Here is a 17,801-nt window from a genome sequence, read left to right as displayed (position 1 = left end):
ACCCTCCCCTGCAACCCCTCCCCCGAACGCGATATCCCCACGGTCCATTGTACGGAATCTTCTCATCACATTGGCTGTTTGGATTTTGGCGACCAATCCATGCATCCAGCCTCACGATCCGTTAACCCCGTCAGGCACGATTCGCTCCAATTCACGCCCGGCACCGGTACAGCGCGCACGCACCTCCCGGCACCCCGTTCCTCCGGTCCTGTAGGAACCCTGACGGGAGACAAACATACCTTTTTGATGCTTCCGAACGGACCTATAATACCAGAATACGTGAACCCGGGGGCGCATTCCGACCGAAACGACCCGCTTCAGGGTTCCTTTGTGCAGTATGGTCAACCTTTTTTGACATCCGGACAAAATAAGAGGAGAGGAAGAGAGGTCATGTGTATTGCAATGCCCGGTGAGGTTCTGGAGATAAAAGAAGGCAATATCGGCGTCGTCGACTTCGGAGACCTGCAGCAGGAGGTCCGGCTCGACCTTGTGGATGTGAAGGTCGGGGAATTCGTGCTTGTCCACGTCGGGTTTGCCATCCAGCGTCTCAGCAGAGAAGATGGGCTCGAGACCCGTGAGGTCTTCAAGCAGGTTTACGCCGCGATGACGGAGGAGTAATGCACGAGTACAGCATCGCCTACGACATCTACACGACCGCCCGCCGCGCTGCGCTCGATAACGGCGCAAAAGGGGTGAAGCGTGTCTATGTGGATGTCGGTAAAATGGCGATGGTGAACCCCGAACAGGTGGAATTTCTCTTTAATATCATCATCGAGGACGACCCGCTCTTTTCGGGCACCCGGCTCTCATGCCGGGACGTCGAGGCACGCACCCGCTGCTCCTGCGGCTACGAGGGGAGCGAGCGGTTTGTCTGCCCTCGGTGCGGAAAACTTCCGGAAATTGTTGCGGGAATGGAGATCGTAGTCACGAACGTCGAAATAGAAGTGGACGAAGAATGAAAGTCAACCTCATGCACGGTGCCGGCGGCGAAGTGATGGGCGAACTCTTGCGCGTCATCACGAACCTCAAACACAACAACGCCGGTGGAATAGGACTCGAATCGCTCGATGACGGGGCGGTCATCCCGCTCAACGGCCAGAATATCGTTTTTACGACCGACAACCACGTAGTCTCGCCGATCTTCTTCCCCGGCGGGGATATCGGGCGCATTGCCGTCTGCGGGACCATCAACGACCTTGCGATGATGGGCGGTCGGCCGATCGCCCTCTCGTGCGGCATGGTCATCCCGGAAGGTTTTGAGGTGGCGGACCTCGAACGGATCGTTGCATCGATGGACGCCGCACTTGATGAATGCGGGGCGAACCTCGTCACGGGCGACACCAAGGTGCTCGAGCGGAGCGCCCTCGATACCATCGTCATCAACACCGCCGGTATCGGCGTCGCCGGGAGGGTGGTGCGGGATAACGGTCTCCTGGCCGGTGACCGGATCATCGTCAGCGGCACCATCGGCGACCACGGTATCGCCATCATGACTCACCGCGAGGGGTTCGACTTCGGCGACCAGATCCGCTCCGACGTTGCACCCCTCTGGACGCTCGTTGAGCAGGCGCTCGCCGCCGGAGATATTCATGCCATGAAAGACCCGACGAGGGGCGGATTTGCGAACGCCATCAACGAGATGGCGAGAAAGAGCGGCGTCGGCGTCGTCGTCGAGGAAGAGGCCCTCCCCTTCAGGGCAAATGTCCGGAGTGCCGCCGGGATGCTCGGCATCGATCCTCTTGAAGTGGCCAACGAGGGCAAAGTCGTCATGGGGGTTGCGCCAGACGATGCCGAGGCCGTCCTTGCGGCGCTCCAGAAGCACCCCTACGGGCGGGACGCCGCGATCGTCGGGGAAGTGGTCGACGGGTCCGGTGTGATCATACGAACCGCCATCGGCGGGGAGCGGTTCATCGAGCCGCCCATCGGCGACCCGGTCCCGCGCGTCTGCTAGCGGGTACCCGCGCCTCATTTCTTTTGATGCAAGGTGATGTGACCCGCGCCTGTAATATACGATTGATGCTGTTACGTGGTTGAAGGAGAGGTATAAGACGATGACGGAGGGGGCGGACATCGAGGTGCGTCTGGTGGATGCCTGGGACGTGGAGACGATTGCGGACCTTTACCGGGCGGGCGGCTGGTGGAACGAGGAGTGGGACCCGGCCGCGCTCGGCGCCCTCATCGCGGGGAGTTTCGCCTTCGCCGTTGCCGTCGACCCGGTAACCGGACGTGCGGTCGGTATGGGCAGGGTACTCTCGGACGGGGTCTCGGACGGTTACATCCAGGACCTGATTGTCCTTTCCGGGTACCGGGGCCGGGGCATCGGAACGATGATCTTATCTACGCTGATCAGGTACTGCACCTCTGCCGGTGTCACCTGGGTCGCCCTCGTCGCCGAGCCAGGGACCGAAACCTTCTATACCGGGTTCGGGTTTCGGAGAATGGATGGACACATCCCCATGCGGTGGTATCCGGACAAAAGGTGAGACATGCTGAGATTTGCCGACTTTAAACCCGTGAGCCTGGATGATCGCGGCCTCTTTTCCGAGCACTACCGGCAGTATCCCCAGGTGCATAGCGACAACACGTTCGAGAATATGGTCTGCTGGAACCGCTATGCGGACTACCGGTTTGCAAAGGTGGACGGCTCAATCGTCCTATCGAGCACCATAAACGGTGTAACGTCGTTCCGCATGCCCATCGGCCCCAAGAACCCCGACCTCATCGGAGACGTCATCGACCTGGCGGTGAAAGAGGGGGGCGACACACCCCTGTGGGTCCTCGACCCGATAAACGAAGCGTGGACCCGGGAACTCTATCCCTCCCTCCCTCTCCACGAAAGGCGGGATTTCTTCGACTACATTTACCGGACCGGCGACCTCGCCGACCTCGCCGGAAAGAAATACGCCACCATCCGGCGTCAGGTCAACCGGTTCGAGCGGGAGTATGCGTATACGATCGAGGGGATTACCCGGGAGAATATCAACGAAGTCTGGGAGTTTCTGGTGGTCTGGTGCGAATGGCGGGACTGCGACTCGGAGCCCATCCTTGCTCACGAGAAAGACGCCATCCTCTTTGCGGTCAACAACTTTTTTGCCCTCGATCTTGCCGGGTGGATCATCAGGATCGGCGACACAATCGGGGCGATATCGATTGTCGGGCCGGTCAACCGGGATATGGCGGTCGTCCATTTCGAGAAAGCGCTCCCCGAGGCTTATCCGGGCATCTACAAGGTGATCGCGAGCGGAACCGCGGCTATGCTCCGCGACCGTTACCGCTACGTAAACCGGGAGTGCGATATGGGTGTCGCCGGGCTCCGCGAGTCGAAGACGCGTTACCACCCCGCTTACATGGTCGAGGTGTACTGCACGACCCGGGACGACCTGGAGGCATGCTGCCGGTGACCGCGGATCTGGTCCTCCGGAACGTGGCGCTTCCGACAGGCCGGCGTGCCGACGTCGTCATCGCCGGCGGGATCGTCCGGCACATCGGTGCGCCGGTGCGTGCCGACGAGACACTCGACTGCAGCAGGTACACCTGTCTTCCCGGGGCAGTCGATATGCATGTCCACATGCGGGGAGGGGCTCAGGCGGAGAAGGAAGACTGGCGGACAGGCACGATGAGCGCGGTCGCCGGCGGGGTGACGGTCGTCGTCGATCAGCCCAACACCGTCCCTCCCCTCACCACGCCCGCCCTCCTCCGGGCGCGCATCTACGAGGCGGAGGAGCAGGCTGTATGCGGGTTTGCGGTGAACGCCAGCGTCGTACCGGGAGCCGATCTCGCGGGGATGCGGGATGCCGGTGCAATGGCCTTCGGGGAGACCTTCGCGGCCCCGTCGAGTTACGGTGAGGGACTCGATCCGGAAACCCTCAGGGGGTTGTTCTCCTGCATTCACGCTCTCGGCGGGCTCGCCACGATTCATGCCGAAGAGGTCCGGGGTCCGGCACCGGCAACGCTCGCCGATCACGACCGCACCCGCTCCGGTGCCGGAGAGGCGCGCGCCGTGCGCGGGGTCTCGGACCTCGCCCCCGAAGGTCTGCGTCTCCACTTCTGCCACCTGAGCACCGCCGCCTCAATCGGGGCCGCACGCGGCACGGTGGAGGTGACGCCCCACCACCTCTTTCTCTCGTACGAGATGTTCGAGGACGACGATACCCGGGCCCGGGTGAACCCTCCGCTCAGGGATGAAGAGACCCGGCGCGGCCTCTGGTCTCGCTGGGACGCAATCGACGTCGTCGCCTCGGACCACGCCCCGCACACGCTCCGCGAGAAGGCGCTGCCGTTCGAGATCGCTCCCTCCGGCATCCCGGGGGTCGAGACGATGGTGCCGCTCCTGATGGCGGCGGTCAGGGAGGGGCGGATAACTCTCGCTTCCGTGATCGAGAAGACGTCGTGGAGGCCTGCCGCCATCCTCGGCATCCCCCGCGCGGGGTTTGAACCGGGCGACCGGGCGGACTATGCCTTCTATCCTGACGAAATCACCCGTATCGATGCTTCCTGCCTCCACGCAAAGTGCGGCTGGTCGCCGTTTGAGGGGTTCGCCGCGGTCTTCCCGGAAGAGGTGATCGTCCGGGGTACGCGAGCTTACGCTCAGGGGGATTTCCGGGAGACGCACCCGGCCTGGTATCCCGGGCAAGGATATTTATCATCGAAGAATTAATAATACAGAGCCGATAAAGCGCATCTATAGGTCCCCGGGTGATCGTCAGGCGGGACGCCCGGACATGATCCGCGGGACAACCCAGGTGCGCGACAGGCGCGCCTGGCATATGGGTACGATCGGGTGAGGACCGGCATCAGCCGCCTGTGATCATCGATCGTTAGTGCCGGGCGACATCCTTTCAGGAGGCTTTTCTCATGGAACCGTATGCCGACGCCGTCGTTGAGACCGGGAATGGTGTCACCCTGGCGCTTGATGTTACGGCAGGCGCAAAGAAGAAGTCGTTTCCGGCCGGATACAACGAATGGCGCAAGAGCATCCGGTGCCAGGTCACCGCCCCTGCCGTCGGCGGAAAGGCGAACCGTGCCGTTATCGAACTCATCGCCGGGACGTTCGGGATACCCCGCACCGATGTGAACATCGTCGCCGGGCATACCTCTTCATCGAAGACCGTGGCGATCGCCGGTCTCTCGAAATACGATGTTCTTATGCTCCTTTCCTCCTGTGGCGCCTGATCCCGTGCAGACGCCGATACGACGGCCTCCGGATTGGCGTGTTTTTCACCATCAATATCGTATACAATGATCTGCATCAGAATATGGACCAGAATTCATCCGTAATGGGTTTTATCCTTTGAAAAAACTTCTGTTTACGGCGCCATTTGATTTAAGTAATTGCACCTTAGATATATAACTGATGTTCATGTCCGCGCGAGGTAACCATGCGCGGGACGTGGAGATCGATTTATACTGAAAGGGGGCACGACTCCATGTATTCACCGGAAACCACAAAATACCTCATTCATCTTACTCTGCAGATCGAGGGGGTGGTCGATAAACCCGACGTGGTGGGCGCTATCTTCGGCCAGACGGAAGGTTTGCTCGGCGAAGACCTTGACCTGCGCGATTTACAGAGGACCGGCCGGGTGGGCCGGATCGACGTCCAGATCACCACGAAAAGGGGGGAGACAAAAGGCGAGATCCTCATCTCGTCCTCGCTCGACCGGGCTGAGACCGCACTCCTCGCATCGTCGCTGGAGACGATCGACCGGGTAGGACCGTGCACGGCCCATGTCATGGTCGACCGTATCGAGGACATCCGGGTGACCAAGCGGCGCAGGATCGTCGAACGTGCAAAAGAACTCCTTTTGGAGGATTTCGATGAAGGGACGATCAACAGCGACGACCTCCTCGACGAAGTCCGGGAGGTTATCCGGATCGAGAAACTCGAGTATCTCGGCGAGGAGAGGGTGCACGCAGGCCCGAACGTCATGACCTCCGACGCCATCATCATCGTCGAAGGCCGGGCCGATGTGATCAACCTGCTGCGCTACGGGATCAAGAATGCGGTTGCGGTCGAGGGGACCAACGTCCCGCGCATCATCATCGACCTCTGCGCGCAGAAGACCGCGACGACCTTGCTCGACGGAGACCGGGGAGGGGAACTGATCCTCCGCGAACTCCTGCAGGTCGCCGAGATCGACTTCGTGGCCTACAGTCCGCGGGGAAAGAGCGTCGAGGAGATGAGCAGAAAGGAGATCGTCAAGGCGCTCCGGAACAAGGTGCCCGTGGAAGTGGTCACCGACCACCGCCCCGGGGAGACGGCGGAGCGGGCTCCCGTCGGCGCATATGGGGGGCCGGAAGAGGCCGTGCCTCTGGAGCCACCGAAAAACAGGGAGGAGAACCGGAAGCCACCGTCGACGCTCGGCGAACACATGGCGGACGTCCGGGACAAAAAGATCGCGCGGTTTCTCTCTCCCGACTATACCGTCCTCCTGGAATCGAACGCTACCGATGTCGAAGGCGCCCTCCAGAACCTGAACGGCGATGTTGAAGGGCTTGTCATGGACCGGGTCGTCGATCAGAAACTCCTCGATCAACTCGGAGGAAAGAACCTCGAGTTTGTGGCCGCTCGTGATTATCAGGGGATCATAAAGCGCCCCCTGTCCATCCGGCTTATAAAGATTGAATAAATTTTATATCGGGTGCAAATTTATAAATATCTATATCCACTATTTTTATCTCCGGGAGAGAATATGCACAAAGAAGAGTTAATAGCCTTACATGGGATTCTCACTGAGATTAAAGACTTTTTTGAGATGCAGAACCCGGAGTTGAAGTTCTCGCAGTATTATGCGTTGAAAATAGACCCTTCTCAGGTGCATAAGAGCAAAATGGAACATAAGTATGCAATATTCGTGCTCGGAACGGAACTTGCCAACGCCATGAAAGATGTGGAGTTTGCTTCATCGAGCCGGATCTCCGCCAGGATGAAGGAACTTGCGGAGAAGACCTTGAAGGAGATCGAGTATCTCCAGTAACGATCATCCCCGCCGCCCCTCTTTTCTCAGGCCCGCATATTGCGTTCCCGTTCGATGAGATAGGCGGCCAGCAGATTCGGGATGGGGGCCGCCATGCAGTGCCAGTTCGGCGTTCCGTTCACTTCAAGGACCGTGTAACCCTCTCTATCCCGGAGGAGATCGACGCCGCAGTAATCGATCCCGATCGCCGCTGCCGAATCTTCGGCGATGGCGCGCATCTCATCATCGATCGGGACCGGCATGCCGGTCCCCCCCTGGTGGATGTTGTGCATCAGCCCCTCAGATACCCGGGTAATCGCGCCGACGGCCTCTCCACCGAGGACAAAGACACGGAAGTCCCGATCGTTCGGAATATACTCCTGCAGGTACCAGGGTCCCGGCCCGAGGTCGTCCGGCTTCGTCACGAGCCTGATGCCGTTCCCATCGTATCCGTAAAGCGGTTTATAAACGACTTTCCCGTGCCGCAGAAGAAAGTCCCGTGCCTGCTCCTCCGAGCAGAGGTAGGCCGTCCTGGGTGTGCGCACCCCTTTCCGGAGCAGGAGTGCCGACGTCATCACCTTCGACGCGCAGGCGACGATGCTTTCGGGTGTGTTGATCACCCGATTATCGAGCGCGAGCACGCTCAGGGTCTCGAACTGGTGCCCGTCCTGCCGGATCCCGCAGGCCCACACGAGTTCATTCTCAAGCCCGGAGTTGAGCGGGTCGATTGTACCGAGGTCGAGGAGGGCGTATCGGGCGTCGGCTCTCTCCAGCTCCTGCATAACGGCGCCGGTCGAGTTGTCGTCCGGCGTATCGGTCGGTTTAGGAACGATATAGATCATTTCGTCTCACGTCCGGGGCTGTTCGTAGTGCAGTACCCTTTTGTATCTCGCCGGATATAACCGGTAGGGAAGGGTGTCATGCAGAAGAACCGGATCTGTATCATCGGGTGCGGAAATCCTCTCATGGGAAACGACGGGGCGGGCATTCGGGCGATACAACTCTTTGAAGGGAGGTATACCGGCGTCGATGTCATCGATGGCGGCACCGGGGGACTCGGTCTGATCCCGTTGATGGAGGGGTACGAGAAGGTGGTGATCGTCGATGCGATGGTGGACGTCGGCGACCGTATCGGCGAGGTCCTCACGTTTGAAGCGCCGCCTTCCCGGGGGGAGACCCTCGCGTGCGCACTCCACGATCTCGGGATCGGGGAGGCGGTAGCCGTAGCCCGGGAACTCGGGTACGCCGGGGAGGTTGTGATCGTCGGGATCGAAGCAGGGGAGATCCGGGCATTCAGCCGGGAGATAGACAGCGCGGTCGAAGAAGGGGTCCGGGTTGCCGGGAGGGAGATCCGGAAGATCCTCCGGAGATGGACTGGCGAGGCCGTTGGCGCGTTGGGAAATGAGAATAGTGAGTATGGGTAACTATATATGCCGGACACTTTTCCAAAGGGATAAATAGCAAGACTTATTTTATAGCACTGAACTAAAGGTGTCTGAATGCAACTGCCGCGAGGTCGGTTTCATCGTCTTCTCAAGTCCACGACATCCCGTGCCTTGATAGAAGAGATGAACTCATCACAGTTCACCGGGACCTGTATGATTGCCCTTGGTAGTGAGAGTGCAGTCCTGGTGCTGAACGAAGGTCTGGTGGTGCTTGCCGAATATGGGGGCATAAAAGGGCAGCACGTACTGGATACACTACTTGAAGGCGGAGAGAGCGAAGTGGCGGCAGAGTTGAATTCTCTGACGCCGGAACAGATCCAGCTCTCCCTGGAGTTCAACCGGCCCTGTGCGATTGCCGAACCCGATGCCGGAAGGCAAAAAAAATCGATGTCGGGCAAGGCTGCCCCGAGAGGGACGAAAAGGACCGGTGCGGCATCTTCGTCAAAGCACCGTCCGGAACCGCCCGCGGAGATGCATCACATTCCCATGCCGGGAGTGAAATCCTTGCAGGAGACGACTGCGGTTCCTCCGTCTGCGAGCAATGATGCGGCTCCTCCATCTACGAGTGATGAAATGGAAACGCTTGTCCAGAACATGGAGGATCTGGACGTTGATCAACTTGTCGGCAGTTTCAAAGTTAACTGCAAGGAGATGCTCCGGAGAATTCATCTCGACCATCTCATTCAGGACAAAGACACGTAACAGCAGGAGCAGATTACAGAATGGATTCAGCAAGCATTATCCTGGTATTCCTTAGTTTCATCGCTGTCATGGTGATTGCGGGTTTCGCCGGCGTTTTGTATCTCCTCTCAACGATCGCCCGGGCACTCACCGGGAAGCAGCAAGAAGCGGTTTCGAACGCTCCAGGGACGAAACCGGCTCCGGTCAAGCCCGCGATATCTCCGGGCACGATCGATCCCGGGCATATGAGGAGTTTGGAGGAAAATCTCGGTGCAATCCGTGAGAAATACAGCCTTGCATCGTTCACCCTGGCTACCGCAGACGGCCTCCTGATCAGTTCGACAGGGCCCGGCGGCGAGGACGAAGCCGCGCGCTACAGTCATCTCTACGCCCAGGGAAATCTGCGTGACGAGACCGGCGTTGAACTCCTCGGCATCCCTTACCGTGGGGAGACAGTGATCGGCATTGCTCGTCCTTCTGAGCACCTCTCTGCCGAACTGATGAACGCACTCGGGCAGGACACTCAGAATGCCCTGCAGCACTGGGTGTAAGCCGGTACTCTAAAAAAAACGAGTGATCATATGGTAAAAGTGTATACAATCGCATCCGGTAAAGGCGGCACCGGCAAAACGACGGTCACAGCAAATCTCGGGTCGATGCTGGCCCGGTACGGAAAGAAGACCTGCATCCTGGATGCCGACGTCGGGATGGCGAATCTCGGGCTCATTCTCGGGCTCGAGGACCTGCCGGTGACCCTGCATGAGGTGCTGGCAGGCAAAGCGCGTGTCAGGGACGCCATCTATGACGGGCCGTTCGGCGTGAAGGTGGTCCCGTGCGGGCTCTCTCTGCAGGGTTTCCAGCAGTCGGACCCGAACCGGCTCAAGGACATCATGACCGATCTCGTGGGCGAGTTCGACATCCTGATCATGGATGCCCCCGCAGGAATCAGCAGGGACGGCGTCATCCCGCTGACTATTGCCGACGGCGTCATCCTCGTCGTAAATCCCGAGATATCCTCGATAGTCGACTCCCTAAAGACGAAGATCCTGACCGAGACTGTCGGCGGGCACGTTGAAGGGGCAATCATCAACCGGGTTGCCGGTAACAGCGAGGAGTTCAACCATGCACAGATGGAGAAACTCCTCGGGGTCCGGGTGCTCGGGGTCATACCCGAAGATCCCAATATCCGGCGGGCATCGGCCGGCAGGACCCCGATCGTGGTGAAGTATCCGACGTCCGTAGCGTCCCGGGCGTTTAAGCATATCGCGGCCGATGTAGCAGGGATCGAGTACGTTGAAGAGGCGGCAGCGGTACCGCGGGAACGTTTCGTCGACCGGCTGGCTCGTGCTCTTTTTCGGGCAAAGGCGTGAAGACCGGAGTTACGTCTCCCCCTTCACCACGTCTTTCTTTACCAAACGATCGACATAAACGCCTCTTTTTCGAGCCGGACCGCACCAGGTGTCCGGGCCCGCTACAACCGACCTGAGTTTTGTTTGATTTCCCTCACGTAAACAGAAACCAGGGTTTTTCAGGAATGATTCGGAATCAATCCCCGATAGTTGATACCCTCTATAAGAGTGAATAAAATCCATAAATATTGTACCGGCGAGAAATATTCCTATCGTGCAAACTATATATAATCATGTTTTAATACCAGGAGATGGTAACCACAATCAGAGGCTCGTAATGGATATACGTGTGGATAAGGACGCATGCGTCGGGTGCGGTCTCTGCGTCAAAGACTGTCCGATGCACGTGTACGAACTCCAGAACAATGTGAGTGTTCCCGTCAGGCCGAACAACTGCATGGGATGCCTGTCCTGTCATGAGATCTGCCCGGCTCAGGCACTTGAGCACCGGGGCATCTACCCTGCCAGGAGGCACTATGTCGACATTAAAGTCTGTGAGATGCTCCGGAAGGTGATCTGATGACCGCTGGTTATATCGACGAACTGCATGAGGCGTTTCACTCCGATCTCGTCTATCGGCCCGAGGATATCCCCCTCGACTGCTCGCCGAAACCAAAAGAGATGGAGCAGACGCTTCACGGCGTGATGAAACTCAACGGCCTTATCATCAGGTCTCTTGAAGAGATTGCAGGCAGGGGAGCGAACGCAGTCACCTACCGGGCCGGAAAGAAGTTCGGCCACGAGGTTGCCAAGTACTTCCAGAAACGCGAGGACGTGGAAGGGGCGCTCCACGAACTCTCCGACCTGCTGTCCGGTCAGTACTCCTTTGAGGTCTGGAAACCTGAGGATAAGGAGACGTTCATCATCGAAGAGAACGGTGAGACGTTCATTTACCTTGTCTTCCACGACTGCATCGTCCGCCAGACGCTTCGGCGCAACGGCCTTGACCAGGGCGGCCCGCTCTGCCAGACGCTCTTCGGCTACGTCGTGGGCGCAGTTGAGGAGATCACCGGCCGGAAAGCCAAACTTGAGATCGTGCACACCGGTCCGAACGCCTGTCTCAAGAAACTGGTCCTTAAATGAGGCGAAATGATGAAGATCGCTATTGAAGAACTGGCGGGATGCTCGGGATGCACGATTGCGGTGCTCGATCTCCACGAGATGCTCCTCGATCTCGTTGCGGAGGCGGATATCGTCTACTCTCCGGTGATCATGGATGTAAAGGAGCCGCCGGAGGGGATCGACATCGCGTTCGTAACCGGAGCAGTCCGCAATGTTGAGAACCGCGAACGCCTCGAAAAGATCCGCAAGCGGGCAAAGACGCTTGTGGCGCTCGGGACCTGTGCCTGCTACGGGGGGATATCGGGTCTTTCGATGCTGAACTCAAACGACGACCTCTTTTCCTGCGTTTACCGGGAGGTGGAGACGACGAAGCCCGACGGCGTTATCCCGACGGATGTGCCGCCGTTCCTCTACCGGGCGTTTGCGGTGGGAGACCTCGTGAAGGTCGATTACTATGTCACGGGCTGCCCGCCGAAAGAGGCGTTCTTAAAGCAGATTATCCCGGCGATGGTCGCCGGTCATACTCTTGAACTCTCGCGTAAATCCGTCTGTTCGGAGTGCGACAGGATCATGGGGCCGGTTGAGAACTGGACTCTTTCCCGGCGGCACGAGGGGGTTCCCGATCGTGAGCACTGCCTGCTTGGGCAGGGTTATCTCTGTCTCGGGAGCGTCACCTTCGGCAGGTGCGCCGCGTCGTGTCCGAAGAATAATATCCCGTGCCACGGGTGCAACGGCCCGTCGCTCGATATCCTTCGTGAGCCCTGCCGGGACATCTACGGCATGATGGTGGCGAGGGTCTCGGACCTCACCGATAAGCCGCAGAAAGAGGTGGAGAAGGAACTCTACGACGTCGCACATACGATGTACGCCTTCACCATCGGGAGCCTCGTCATGGAGGACAAGGAGACGTCAAAAATTCGGGATCTCATTAAGGAGAGGAGCAGATGAAGGAGATTACGGTCAGTCCGGTGACCCGGATAGAGGGCCATGCCGGGGTCAGGGTCTTCCTCAACGACCGGGGCGAGGTCGATTCGGCCCACTTTCAGGTTGTAGAACTCAGGGGGTTTGAAAAGTTCCTCGTCGGGGCGGCCATCGAGGAAGCACCCCGGATCACGCCCCGCATCTGCGGGATATGCCCCTCGGCGCACCACCTCGCGGCCGCAAAGGCGCTCGACGGGATCTTCGGCGTCGAACCGCCCGCGACCGGAAAGAAACTCCGGGAACTTCTCAACATCGGTCAGTTCGTCCACTCCCATGCCCTCCACTTCTTCATGCTTGCGGCTCCCGATTTCATCCTGGGTCGCGACTGCCCCGCGGAGACGCGCAACGTCATCGGGCTTGCCCGCCACTCGCCTGAGATCGCGAAGAAGGCGATCGCTGTCCGTAAGTTCGGCCAGCGCCTGACGGAAGCGGTCGGCGGCAAACCCATTCACCCGACAAACGCGGTGCCGGGCGGGATGTCGGCGCCCCTCACGGAGGGGAAGAGGGTTGAACTGGCTGCCATGGCCGATGAGGCGCTCGGCATCGCCCGTGATGGATGGGACATCGCCCGCAACCTCCTCGACGGTGTCGATACCGATATAGGGACCGTGAAGACCGGGTTTCTCGGTATGACCAACCACGGGCTCTACTCGACCTATGACGGGCCTGTCGCGATGCTTGGGCCCGACGGAGGCAGGCTCGGTTCGTTCTCGGGTCCGGATTACAAGAACTTCATTGAGGAGTATTCGGAGAACTGGTCCTATCTGAAGTTCGCCCGGTTCAAAGGAGGGGATTACTACCGGGTCGGGCCGCTTGCCCGGCTCAACATCGTGGAGAAGATGGGCACGGAGCATGCAGACGCTGCTCTCGCGGAGTACCGCGAGCGGTTCGGTGCCGTTGCCCAGGCTCCGCTTGCCTATCACCTGGCACGCTACATAGAGTTCATCGCCTCGTGCGAGCGGGCGGTGGCCCTGCTCTCGGACTCCGGTATTACTGGTTCCGATACCCGGACGCCGGTGAAAAACGTCGTAAACCGGCGCGGCGTCGGGATCATCGAGGCGCCCCGGGGAACCCTTATCCACGATTACTCCGTCAATGAAGCGGGCATCATCGAGCGGTGCAATCTCATCGTTGCGACCTGCCAGAACAACTATGCCATTGACCGGGGCGTGGAGGCTGTGGCACGCCGGGTGGTGGAGAACGGAGCGTTGACCGATGAGGCGGCAAACCGCATCGAGATGATCATCAGGGCGTACGACCCCTGTATCTCGTGCGCAACACATGCGATCGGGCGGATGCCCCTCAAAATTGAGTGTATCAAAAGAACATGAGGCGATAGAGCTATGCTGAAACAGATCCTGGGAGAATTCCTGAAACTTGACGGGGTTACCGCTGCGGTCGTGGCGGGACGGGACGGCTTTGTAATCGAGAGCGTTGTTGCCGGGGATGTAGACGTCGAGGCCCTCGGTGCCATGGCGTCGACCGGTATGGGTACGTCTGAGGCGATGAGCAACGAACTCGGGAAAGGAGAAATGCACCAGATGCTCATCGAGCTGGAGAACGGGCCCATCCTGCTCTCTCCACTCTCGGAAGACGAGTTGATCGCCATTGTGGCGAACGCGAACGTCAACGTCGGGCGCATCCGGTACGAGCTGAAGAAAAACAGGGATCGGATAACTGCTGCTCTGTGAGACGATGCTACCCGACGGCGTCTCACTTGGGCGAATGCAGGGGCCGCTTACGGCCCTTGCTTCTATCAGTCCTCACTTCACGGGAGCGGTGCGCATCAACGGCCCCGGAGTGACGGGTTTTGTCCTGATTCTGAAAGGAGGCCCGTATGCGGCTGCGTTCGAGGATACCGGCAAAGACCTGCTGCTCAGTGGAGACGAAGCCTACCGCTACCTGCTCGACTGTCCGTCGCTGGACTATGAACTTATCGCGTATACCGTCGGGGAGACCGAGGCGGCCCGTGCGACCGCTCGTGAGACGGGGTGTCTGGTTACCGTGGAGGGTGCAAAGCCTGTCGTCCGGCCCGGGTCGGAGGAGACGGACCGCCTCGAAGAGGTTGCTCGACAGCCGGGCGTCATTGCCGTCTCGGTCTTCCATGAGGGGTTCGCCCTTCAGTCGCTGGGCTCCGCGGACTTCGAGCAGGTGGCTGCGGTCGCCGAGGACCTGCTCCGCGCGGGTATCCGCATCACCGCCGATATGGAGATGGGCCCCCTCTCCCAGATGATCCTCGAGACCCCGGCAGGGAAACTCATCATTGCACCCTATGGGGACCTCTCTCTCTGTATACTGGCGAAGCCCGACGCCAACCTCGGCCTGATCCGCCTCGCGGTGCGGGGCATGCAGGACCGGCTCGCCTGAAATGGATGGCTGTTTTTCGGCCGGTCCGGCACTTCCCGTCTTCTTCGCACCTGGCGGGGTTAACTGCGCTTTCACTGTGCGGGGGGCCTCCTGCACGATTCTGTCGATGCGGATGCTCCCGGCAAACAGGAACCGGACCCGGCCCCGGCCCCTTTCCCGAAGGGGGAGGCCTTTGTCGACGATCCCGGCGTGATCCATCGCATTCAAAAAAATTATTCGGGAGAGGGGGCCGGTTCGTCTCCCGGGAGATGATGAGTTTGATTATTCGTCTTTTGGGTGCTGTGCGAAGGCTTTCCAGACCTGCTCACGGTGGACCGGGCCGCTGTTGTAGGTGCAGAACGGGATGATGCGGCCGTCGGGGGTCGCGTAGTGGATGCAGCACCGCTCAACCCGGCAGAGGTCGTAGTTGTACCGGTCCATGAAGTGCATCGTGCCGATGAAGAGGGCGTTCCAGTGGAACTCGCGCAACGCCTCGAAGTTCTGCATGATGAGGGTCTGTCCTATCAGTTTCATGAACTTCGTGGTATTCTTCTGCTCCGCCTTCCTCGTAGAGGTGTAGAGGTCCTTGACGCCCTCGACAAGGGTCACATACTTGTTGAGCGACCCGCCTTTCGCGAGTTTTGCCGCCATTTTCTCGACCGACTCAAAGAAGGCGTCGACGTCCACCATCTTGTTGATCGGGACCATCCCGTCTTCGGTGACGAAGACATAGGTCGCCGCTCCGCAGTGCTGGTGCGTGGTGAATGAGATCTGGGGCTTGCCCGTATACGCCTCAACGAGATCGCAGATGGGGACGATACAGGGTACGGGGTAGAAGTAATCCTTCTTGATAACGCCGTCCGTCTGCTCCTCAATTCGCTCTGCAAGTTCCGGGATGGTGATCCGCTCTTTCCTGACATCATCCTCGCTTGCCGCTCCGGTGAACGCCACCGGCTGGAAGTTGACGCCCCGGATGGTCTTGATGTGCTCTGCGGCATACTTGATGATGGCGCCCGCCTCGTGGTCGTTCCTGCCCTTGATGATCGTCGGCACCAGCACCACCCCCATGCCGATCTTCTCGCAGTTCTCGATGGCCCGCTGGTCGCTCGCGAGTTTTGTGTTCGTCTCCTGGGTTATGCCGTCGAAGTGGAGGTAAACAGTGGAGAGCCCGGCCTCTTTGAGTTGTGCGATGTAGTCGGGTTCCCGGGCAATCCTGATACCGTTCGTTGCGACCTGAACCTGGGACATCCCGAGTTCTTTTGCTTTCTTGATGATCTCCGGGAGATCATCGCGTATCGTCGGTTCGCCGCCCGAGAACTGGACGGCGGGGGTCGGGGTAGGTCTCTCCTCGCGCAGCATGCGTAGCATCCCGGCGATCTGATCGAAGGTTGGTTCGTAGACAAAACCGCAGGCCCGGGCGTTTGCAAAGCAGAAGTCGCAGTTGAGGTTGCACCGGTTCGTCAGATCGATATTGGCAAGCAACGTCGTCGACCGGTGGTTCTCACAGATTCCGCAGTCGTACGGACATCCGGTCGGGGACGTAGTCGTCTGATGGTTCGAAACCCTCTTTCCTACGCGCTCGTAGGCGTCAAACCTCCGGTACATCTCTGCGTCCGACCAGTAGAGGCCACGGTATGTGCCGTGTTCCGGACAGGTACGGACCAGCCAGACCTTTCCCTCCTCTTCGACGATCTCGGCATCGAGTACGCGGCCGCATGTTGGACAGAGGCTCCTTGTCTTTTTAATCAGCATTCTCTCACCGTGCCCATCAATTATTCATGCACTCATATTTCGACACGTTAATCTTTATATTTACTGATTATACTGGGTATTGACACTATTTGATACTATACTCGGATACTGGCTCTTTTCCGGTATTGCGGCGCTGTGGATCATGCTTCCTGCGTACGTGCCGAACTCAGCGGCCGCGGTCCTCGGAGGCGGGACGCCCATCGACTTTGGGAAGACGTTTCGCGACGGGCGAAGGATCTTTGGCGACGGCAAGACGTACCGGGGGTTCATCGGAGGCGTGGTCTCCGGGGTGCTGCTGGGTCTTATCCAGATCTGGGCCGCCTCTGCGTTCGGTCTGGATCTGTTCCCCCAGCATACGTTCCTCTCGGTTACGCTTCTCGCGACGGGTGCGCTCCTTGGCGATCTCGTCAAAAGTTTCCTGAAGCGGAGGCTGGGTAAAGAACGGGGTGAATCCTGGCCGATCGCCGACCAGTATGACCTGGTCGTCGGTTCCTTCCTGCTCCTCCTCCTGTTCGATCCCCGGTGGCTGCTTGAGAATCTTACCTTCCCCATTGCAGTCTGGATCGTCGTCATGACGCCCCTCCTTCACCGGATCGTGAACATTATCGGCTATTACATCGGAGTTAAAGAAGTACCATGGTAAACCCAATCGCGACACTACTGACTGAGAACGGGGCTATCGAGTTCGGGGACTTTGTCCTTGCGTCGGGAGCCCGGAGTTCCTACTACATCGACATCAAAGCCGCAACGACGAACCCTGCCGTCCTTGCGGCAATCGGGAAAGCCATTGCCGAAGGCTGGGAGTTTGATACGGTGGCCGGAGTGGCGGTCGGCGCCGTACCGATCGCCGTCGCCGTCTCGCTTGCAAGCGGCCGGCCCTATGCCATCATCCGGAGGGCGGAGAAGGACCATGGCAAAGCCGGGACGATCATCGGCGAGGTGCGCGACAGAAACGTGCTGCTGGTCGAGGACGTGACCACGTCCGGGGGAAGTGCTCTTTACGGCCTCGAAGCCCTGCGGCACGCCGGTGCGCACGTCGACCGGGTGGTGACCGTCGTCGACCGGGAAACTGGCGCTCATGAGGCGCTTGCAGAAAAAGGTGCAGTGCTTCTTGCGCTTGTGCGGGTCAGTGAACTGCTGGACGGATAAACATTTTTTACGAGCAGGCG

The 17,801-nt window shown here is 59.3% G+C and carries 23 protein-coding genes; 21 read left to right on the top strand and 2 right to left on the bottom strand.

The window, feature by feature from the left end:
- Positions 1 to 390 precede the first annotated feature (390 nt).
- From BRA42_RS04700 to BRA42_RS04660, 9 genes are all read left to right on the top strand, one after another.
- Positions 391 to 618 carry a HypC/HybG/HupF family hydrogenase formation chaperone gene (locus BRA42_RS04700; RefSeq protein ID WP_292409020.1) on the top strand — a complete coding sequence of 76 codons (228 nt, stop codon included), beginning with the start codon at positions 391 to 393 and terminating at the stop codon, positions 616 to 618.
- Positions 618 to 959 (top strand): hydrogenase maturation nickel metallochaperone HypA, encoded by a 342-nt coding sequence (locus BRA42_RS04695; protein WP_342770300.1) that lies wholly within the window; start codon positions 618 to 620, stop codon positions 957 to 959. Before BRA42_RS04700 ends, BRA42_RS04695 begins: the two co-directional genes overlap by 1 nt.
- Positions 956 to 1,951: a hydrogenase expression/formation protein HypE gene (hypE, locus tag BRA42_RS04690; protein ID WP_342770301.1), complete on the top strand. Its 996-nt coding sequence runs from the start codon at positions 956 to 958 to the stop codon at positions 1,949 to 1,951. The genes BRA42_RS04695 and hypE overlap by 4 nt, the downstream gene beginning before the upstream one ends.
- Positions 1,952 to 2,051: 100 nt before the next feature.
- Entirely contained in the window at positions 2,052 to 2,483 is a 432-nt protein-coding gene (locus BRA42_RS04685; RefSeq protein WP_292409027.1) for a GNAT family N-acetyltransferase, read from the top strand.
- 3 nt (positions 2,484 to 2,486) lie between these two features.
- On the top strand, positions 2,487 to 3,401 hold the full coding sequence (locus tag BRA42_RS04680; protein WP_342770302.1) for a DUF2156 domain-containing protein: 915 nt from the start codon (positions 2,487 to 2,489) through the stop codon (positions 3,399 to 3,401).
- Positions 3,389 to 4,657 carry a dihydroorotase gene (gene pyrC / locus BRA42_RS04675; RefSeq protein ID WP_342770303.1) on the top strand — a complete coding sequence of 423 codons (1,269 nt, stop codon included), beginning with the start codon at positions 3,389 to 3,391 and terminating at the stop codon, positions 4,655 to 4,657. Before BRA42_RS04680 ends, pyrC begins: the two co-directional genes overlap by 13 nt.
- A gap of 197 nt (positions 4,658 to 4,854) precedes the next feature.
- On the top strand, positions 4,855 to 5,172 hold the full coding sequence (locus BRA42_RS04670; protein WP_292409033.1) for a DUF167 domain-containing protein: 318 nt from the start codon (positions 4,855 to 4,857) through the stop codon (positions 5,170 to 5,172).
- Between the two features lie 254 nt (positions 5,173 to 5,426).
- Positions 5,427 to 6,629, top strand: a complete 1,203-nt coding sequence (gene dnaG / locus BRA42_RS04665; protein WP_292409035.1) for a DNA primase DnaG — start codon at positions 5,427 to 5,429, stop codon at positions 6,627 to 6,629.
- Positions 6,630 to 6,692: 63 nt separating this feature from the next.
- Entirely contained in the window at positions 6,693 to 6,977 is a 285-nt protein-coding gene (locus BRA42_RS04660) for a UPF0058 family protein (protein WP_292409037.1), read from the top strand.
- A 26-nt stretch (positions 6,978 to 7,003) separates the two neighbouring features.
- Here BRA42_RS04660 and BRA42_RS04655 read toward each other — a convergent pair whose 3' ends face one another.
- Positions 7,004 to 7,798 carry an ATP-grasp domain-containing protein gene (locus tag BRA42_RS04655; RefSeq protein ID WP_292409039.1) on the bottom strand — a complete coding sequence of 265 codons (795 nt, stop codon included), beginning with the start codon at positions 7,796 to 7,798 and terminating at the stop codon, positions 7,004 to 7,006.
- Positions 7,799 to 7,876: 78 nt separating this feature from the next.
- On the opposite strand from BRA42_RS04655, the gene BRA42_RS04650 reads away from it, so the two are divergent.
- The 10 genes from BRA42_RS04650 to BRA42_RS04605 all read left to right on the top strand — a co-directional run bounded on the left by BRA42_RS04650 (position 7,877) and on the right by BRA42_RS04605 (position 14,901).
- On the top strand, positions 7,877 to 8,380 hold the full coding sequence (locus BRA42_RS04650) for a hydrogenase maturation protease (RefSeq protein WP_292409041.1): 504 nt from the start codon (positions 7,877 to 7,879) through the stop codon (positions 8,378 to 8,380).
- A 144-nt stretch (positions 8,381 to 8,524) separates the two neighbouring features.
- Positions 8,525 to 9,103 (top strand): hypothetical protein, encoded by a 579-nt coding sequence (locus tag BRA42_RS04645; protein ID WP_292409043.1) that lies wholly within the window; start codon positions 8,525 to 8,527, stop codon positions 9,101 to 9,103.
- Positions 9,104 to 9,171: 68 nt separating this feature from the next.
- Complete coding sequence (locus tag BRA42_RS04640) at positions 9,172 to 9,633, top strand: hypothetical protein (RefSeq protein WP_292409045.1); 462 nt, start codon at positions 9,172 to 9,174, stop codon at positions 9,631 to 9,633.
- A 30-nt stretch (positions 9,634 to 9,663) separates the two neighbouring features.
- The gene (gene minD, locus BRA42_RS04635) at positions 9,664 to 10,452 is read left to right on the top strand and encodes a cell division ATPase MinD (RefSeq protein WP_292409046.1); all 789 of its coding nucleotides are present in this window, start codon (positions 9,664 to 9,666) and stop codon (positions 10,450 to 10,452) included.
- A 316-nt stretch (positions 10,453 to 10,768) separates the two neighbouring features.
- The gene (locus BRA42_RS04630; protein WP_292409048.1) at positions 10,769 to 11,011 is read left to right on the top strand and encodes a 4Fe-4S dicluster domain-containing protein; all 243 of its coding nucleotides are present in this window, start codon (positions 10,769 to 10,771) and stop codon (positions 11,009 to 11,011) included.
- Positions 11,011 to 11,574 carry a hydrocarbon binding protein (contains V4R domain) gene (locus BRA42_RS04625; protein WP_342685803.1) on the top strand — a complete coding sequence of 188 codons (564 nt, stop codon included), beginning with the start codon at positions 11,011 to 11,013 and terminating at the stop codon, positions 11,572 to 11,574. The genes BRA42_RS04630 and BRA42_RS04625 overlap by 1 nt, the downstream gene beginning before the upstream one ends.
- A 6-nt stretch (positions 11,575 to 11,580) precedes the next feature.
- Positions 11,581 to 12,501, top strand: a complete 921-nt coding sequence (locus BRA42_RS04620; RefSeq protein WP_342771082.1) for a F420-nonreducing hydrogenase — start codon at positions 11,581 to 11,583, stop codon at positions 12,499 to 12,501.
- Positions 12,498 to 13,865 carry a Ni/Fe hydrogenase subunit alpha gene (locus BRA42_RS04615; RefSeq protein ID WP_342770305.1) on the top strand — a complete coding sequence of 456 codons (1,368 nt, stop codon included), beginning with the start codon at positions 12,498 to 12,500 and terminating at the stop codon, positions 13,863 to 13,865. The genes BRA42_RS04620 and BRA42_RS04615 overlap by 4 nt, the downstream gene beginning before the upstream one ends.
- A gap of 12 nt (positions 13,866 to 13,877) precedes the next feature.
- Positions 13,878 to 14,225 (top strand): roadblock/LC7 domain-containing protein, encoded by a 348-nt coding sequence (locus BRA42_RS04610; protein WP_292409057.1) that lies wholly within the window; start codon positions 13,878 to 13,880, stop codon positions 14,223 to 14,225.
- A gap of 4 nt (positions 14,226 to 14,229) precedes the next feature.
- Entirely contained in the window at positions 14,230 to 14,901 is a 672-nt protein-coding gene (locus tag BRA42_RS04605) for a roadblock/LC7 domain-containing protein (protein ID WP_292409059.1), read from the top strand.
- Positions 14,902 to 15,162: 261 nt separating this feature from the next.
- Here the strand turns inward: BRA42_RS04605 and tes are convergent, their stop codons facing one another.
- Positions 15,163 to 16,632 (bottom strand): tetraether lipid synthase Tes, encoded by a 1,470-nt coding sequence (tes, locus tag BRA42_RS04600; protein WP_342770306.1) that lies wholly within the window; start codon positions 16,630 to 16,632, stop codon positions 15,163 to 15,165.
- Between the two features lie 142 nt (positions 16,633 to 16,774).
- On the opposite strand from tes, the gene BRA42_RS04595 reads away from it, so the two are divergent.
- Entirely contained in the window at positions 16,775 to 17,275 is a 501-nt protein-coding gene (locus BRA42_RS04595) for a CDP-2,3-bis-(O-geranylgeranyl)-sn-glycerol synthase (RefSeq protein ID WP_342770314.1), read from the top strand.
- Positions 17,269 to 17,781, top strand: coding sequence for an orotate phosphoribosyltransferase (pyrE, locus tag BRA42_RS04590; RefSeq protein ID WP_292409063.1), 513 nt, complete (start codon positions 17,269 to 17,271; stop codon positions 17,779 to 17,781). The genes BRA42_RS04595 and pyrE overlap by 7 nt, the downstream gene beginning before the upstream one ends.
- Positions 17,782 to 17,801 lie beyond the last annotated feature (20 nt).

The sequence above is a fragment of the Methanoculleus sp. UBA374 genome, from assembly GCA_002508705.1.
In the GTDB taxonomy this organism is placed as follows: Archaea; Halobacteriota; Methanomicrobia; order Methanomicrobiales; family Methanoculleaceae; genus Methanoculleus; species Methanoculleus palmolei.
This window is presented reverse-complemented; position numbering and strand designations above follow the sequence as displayed.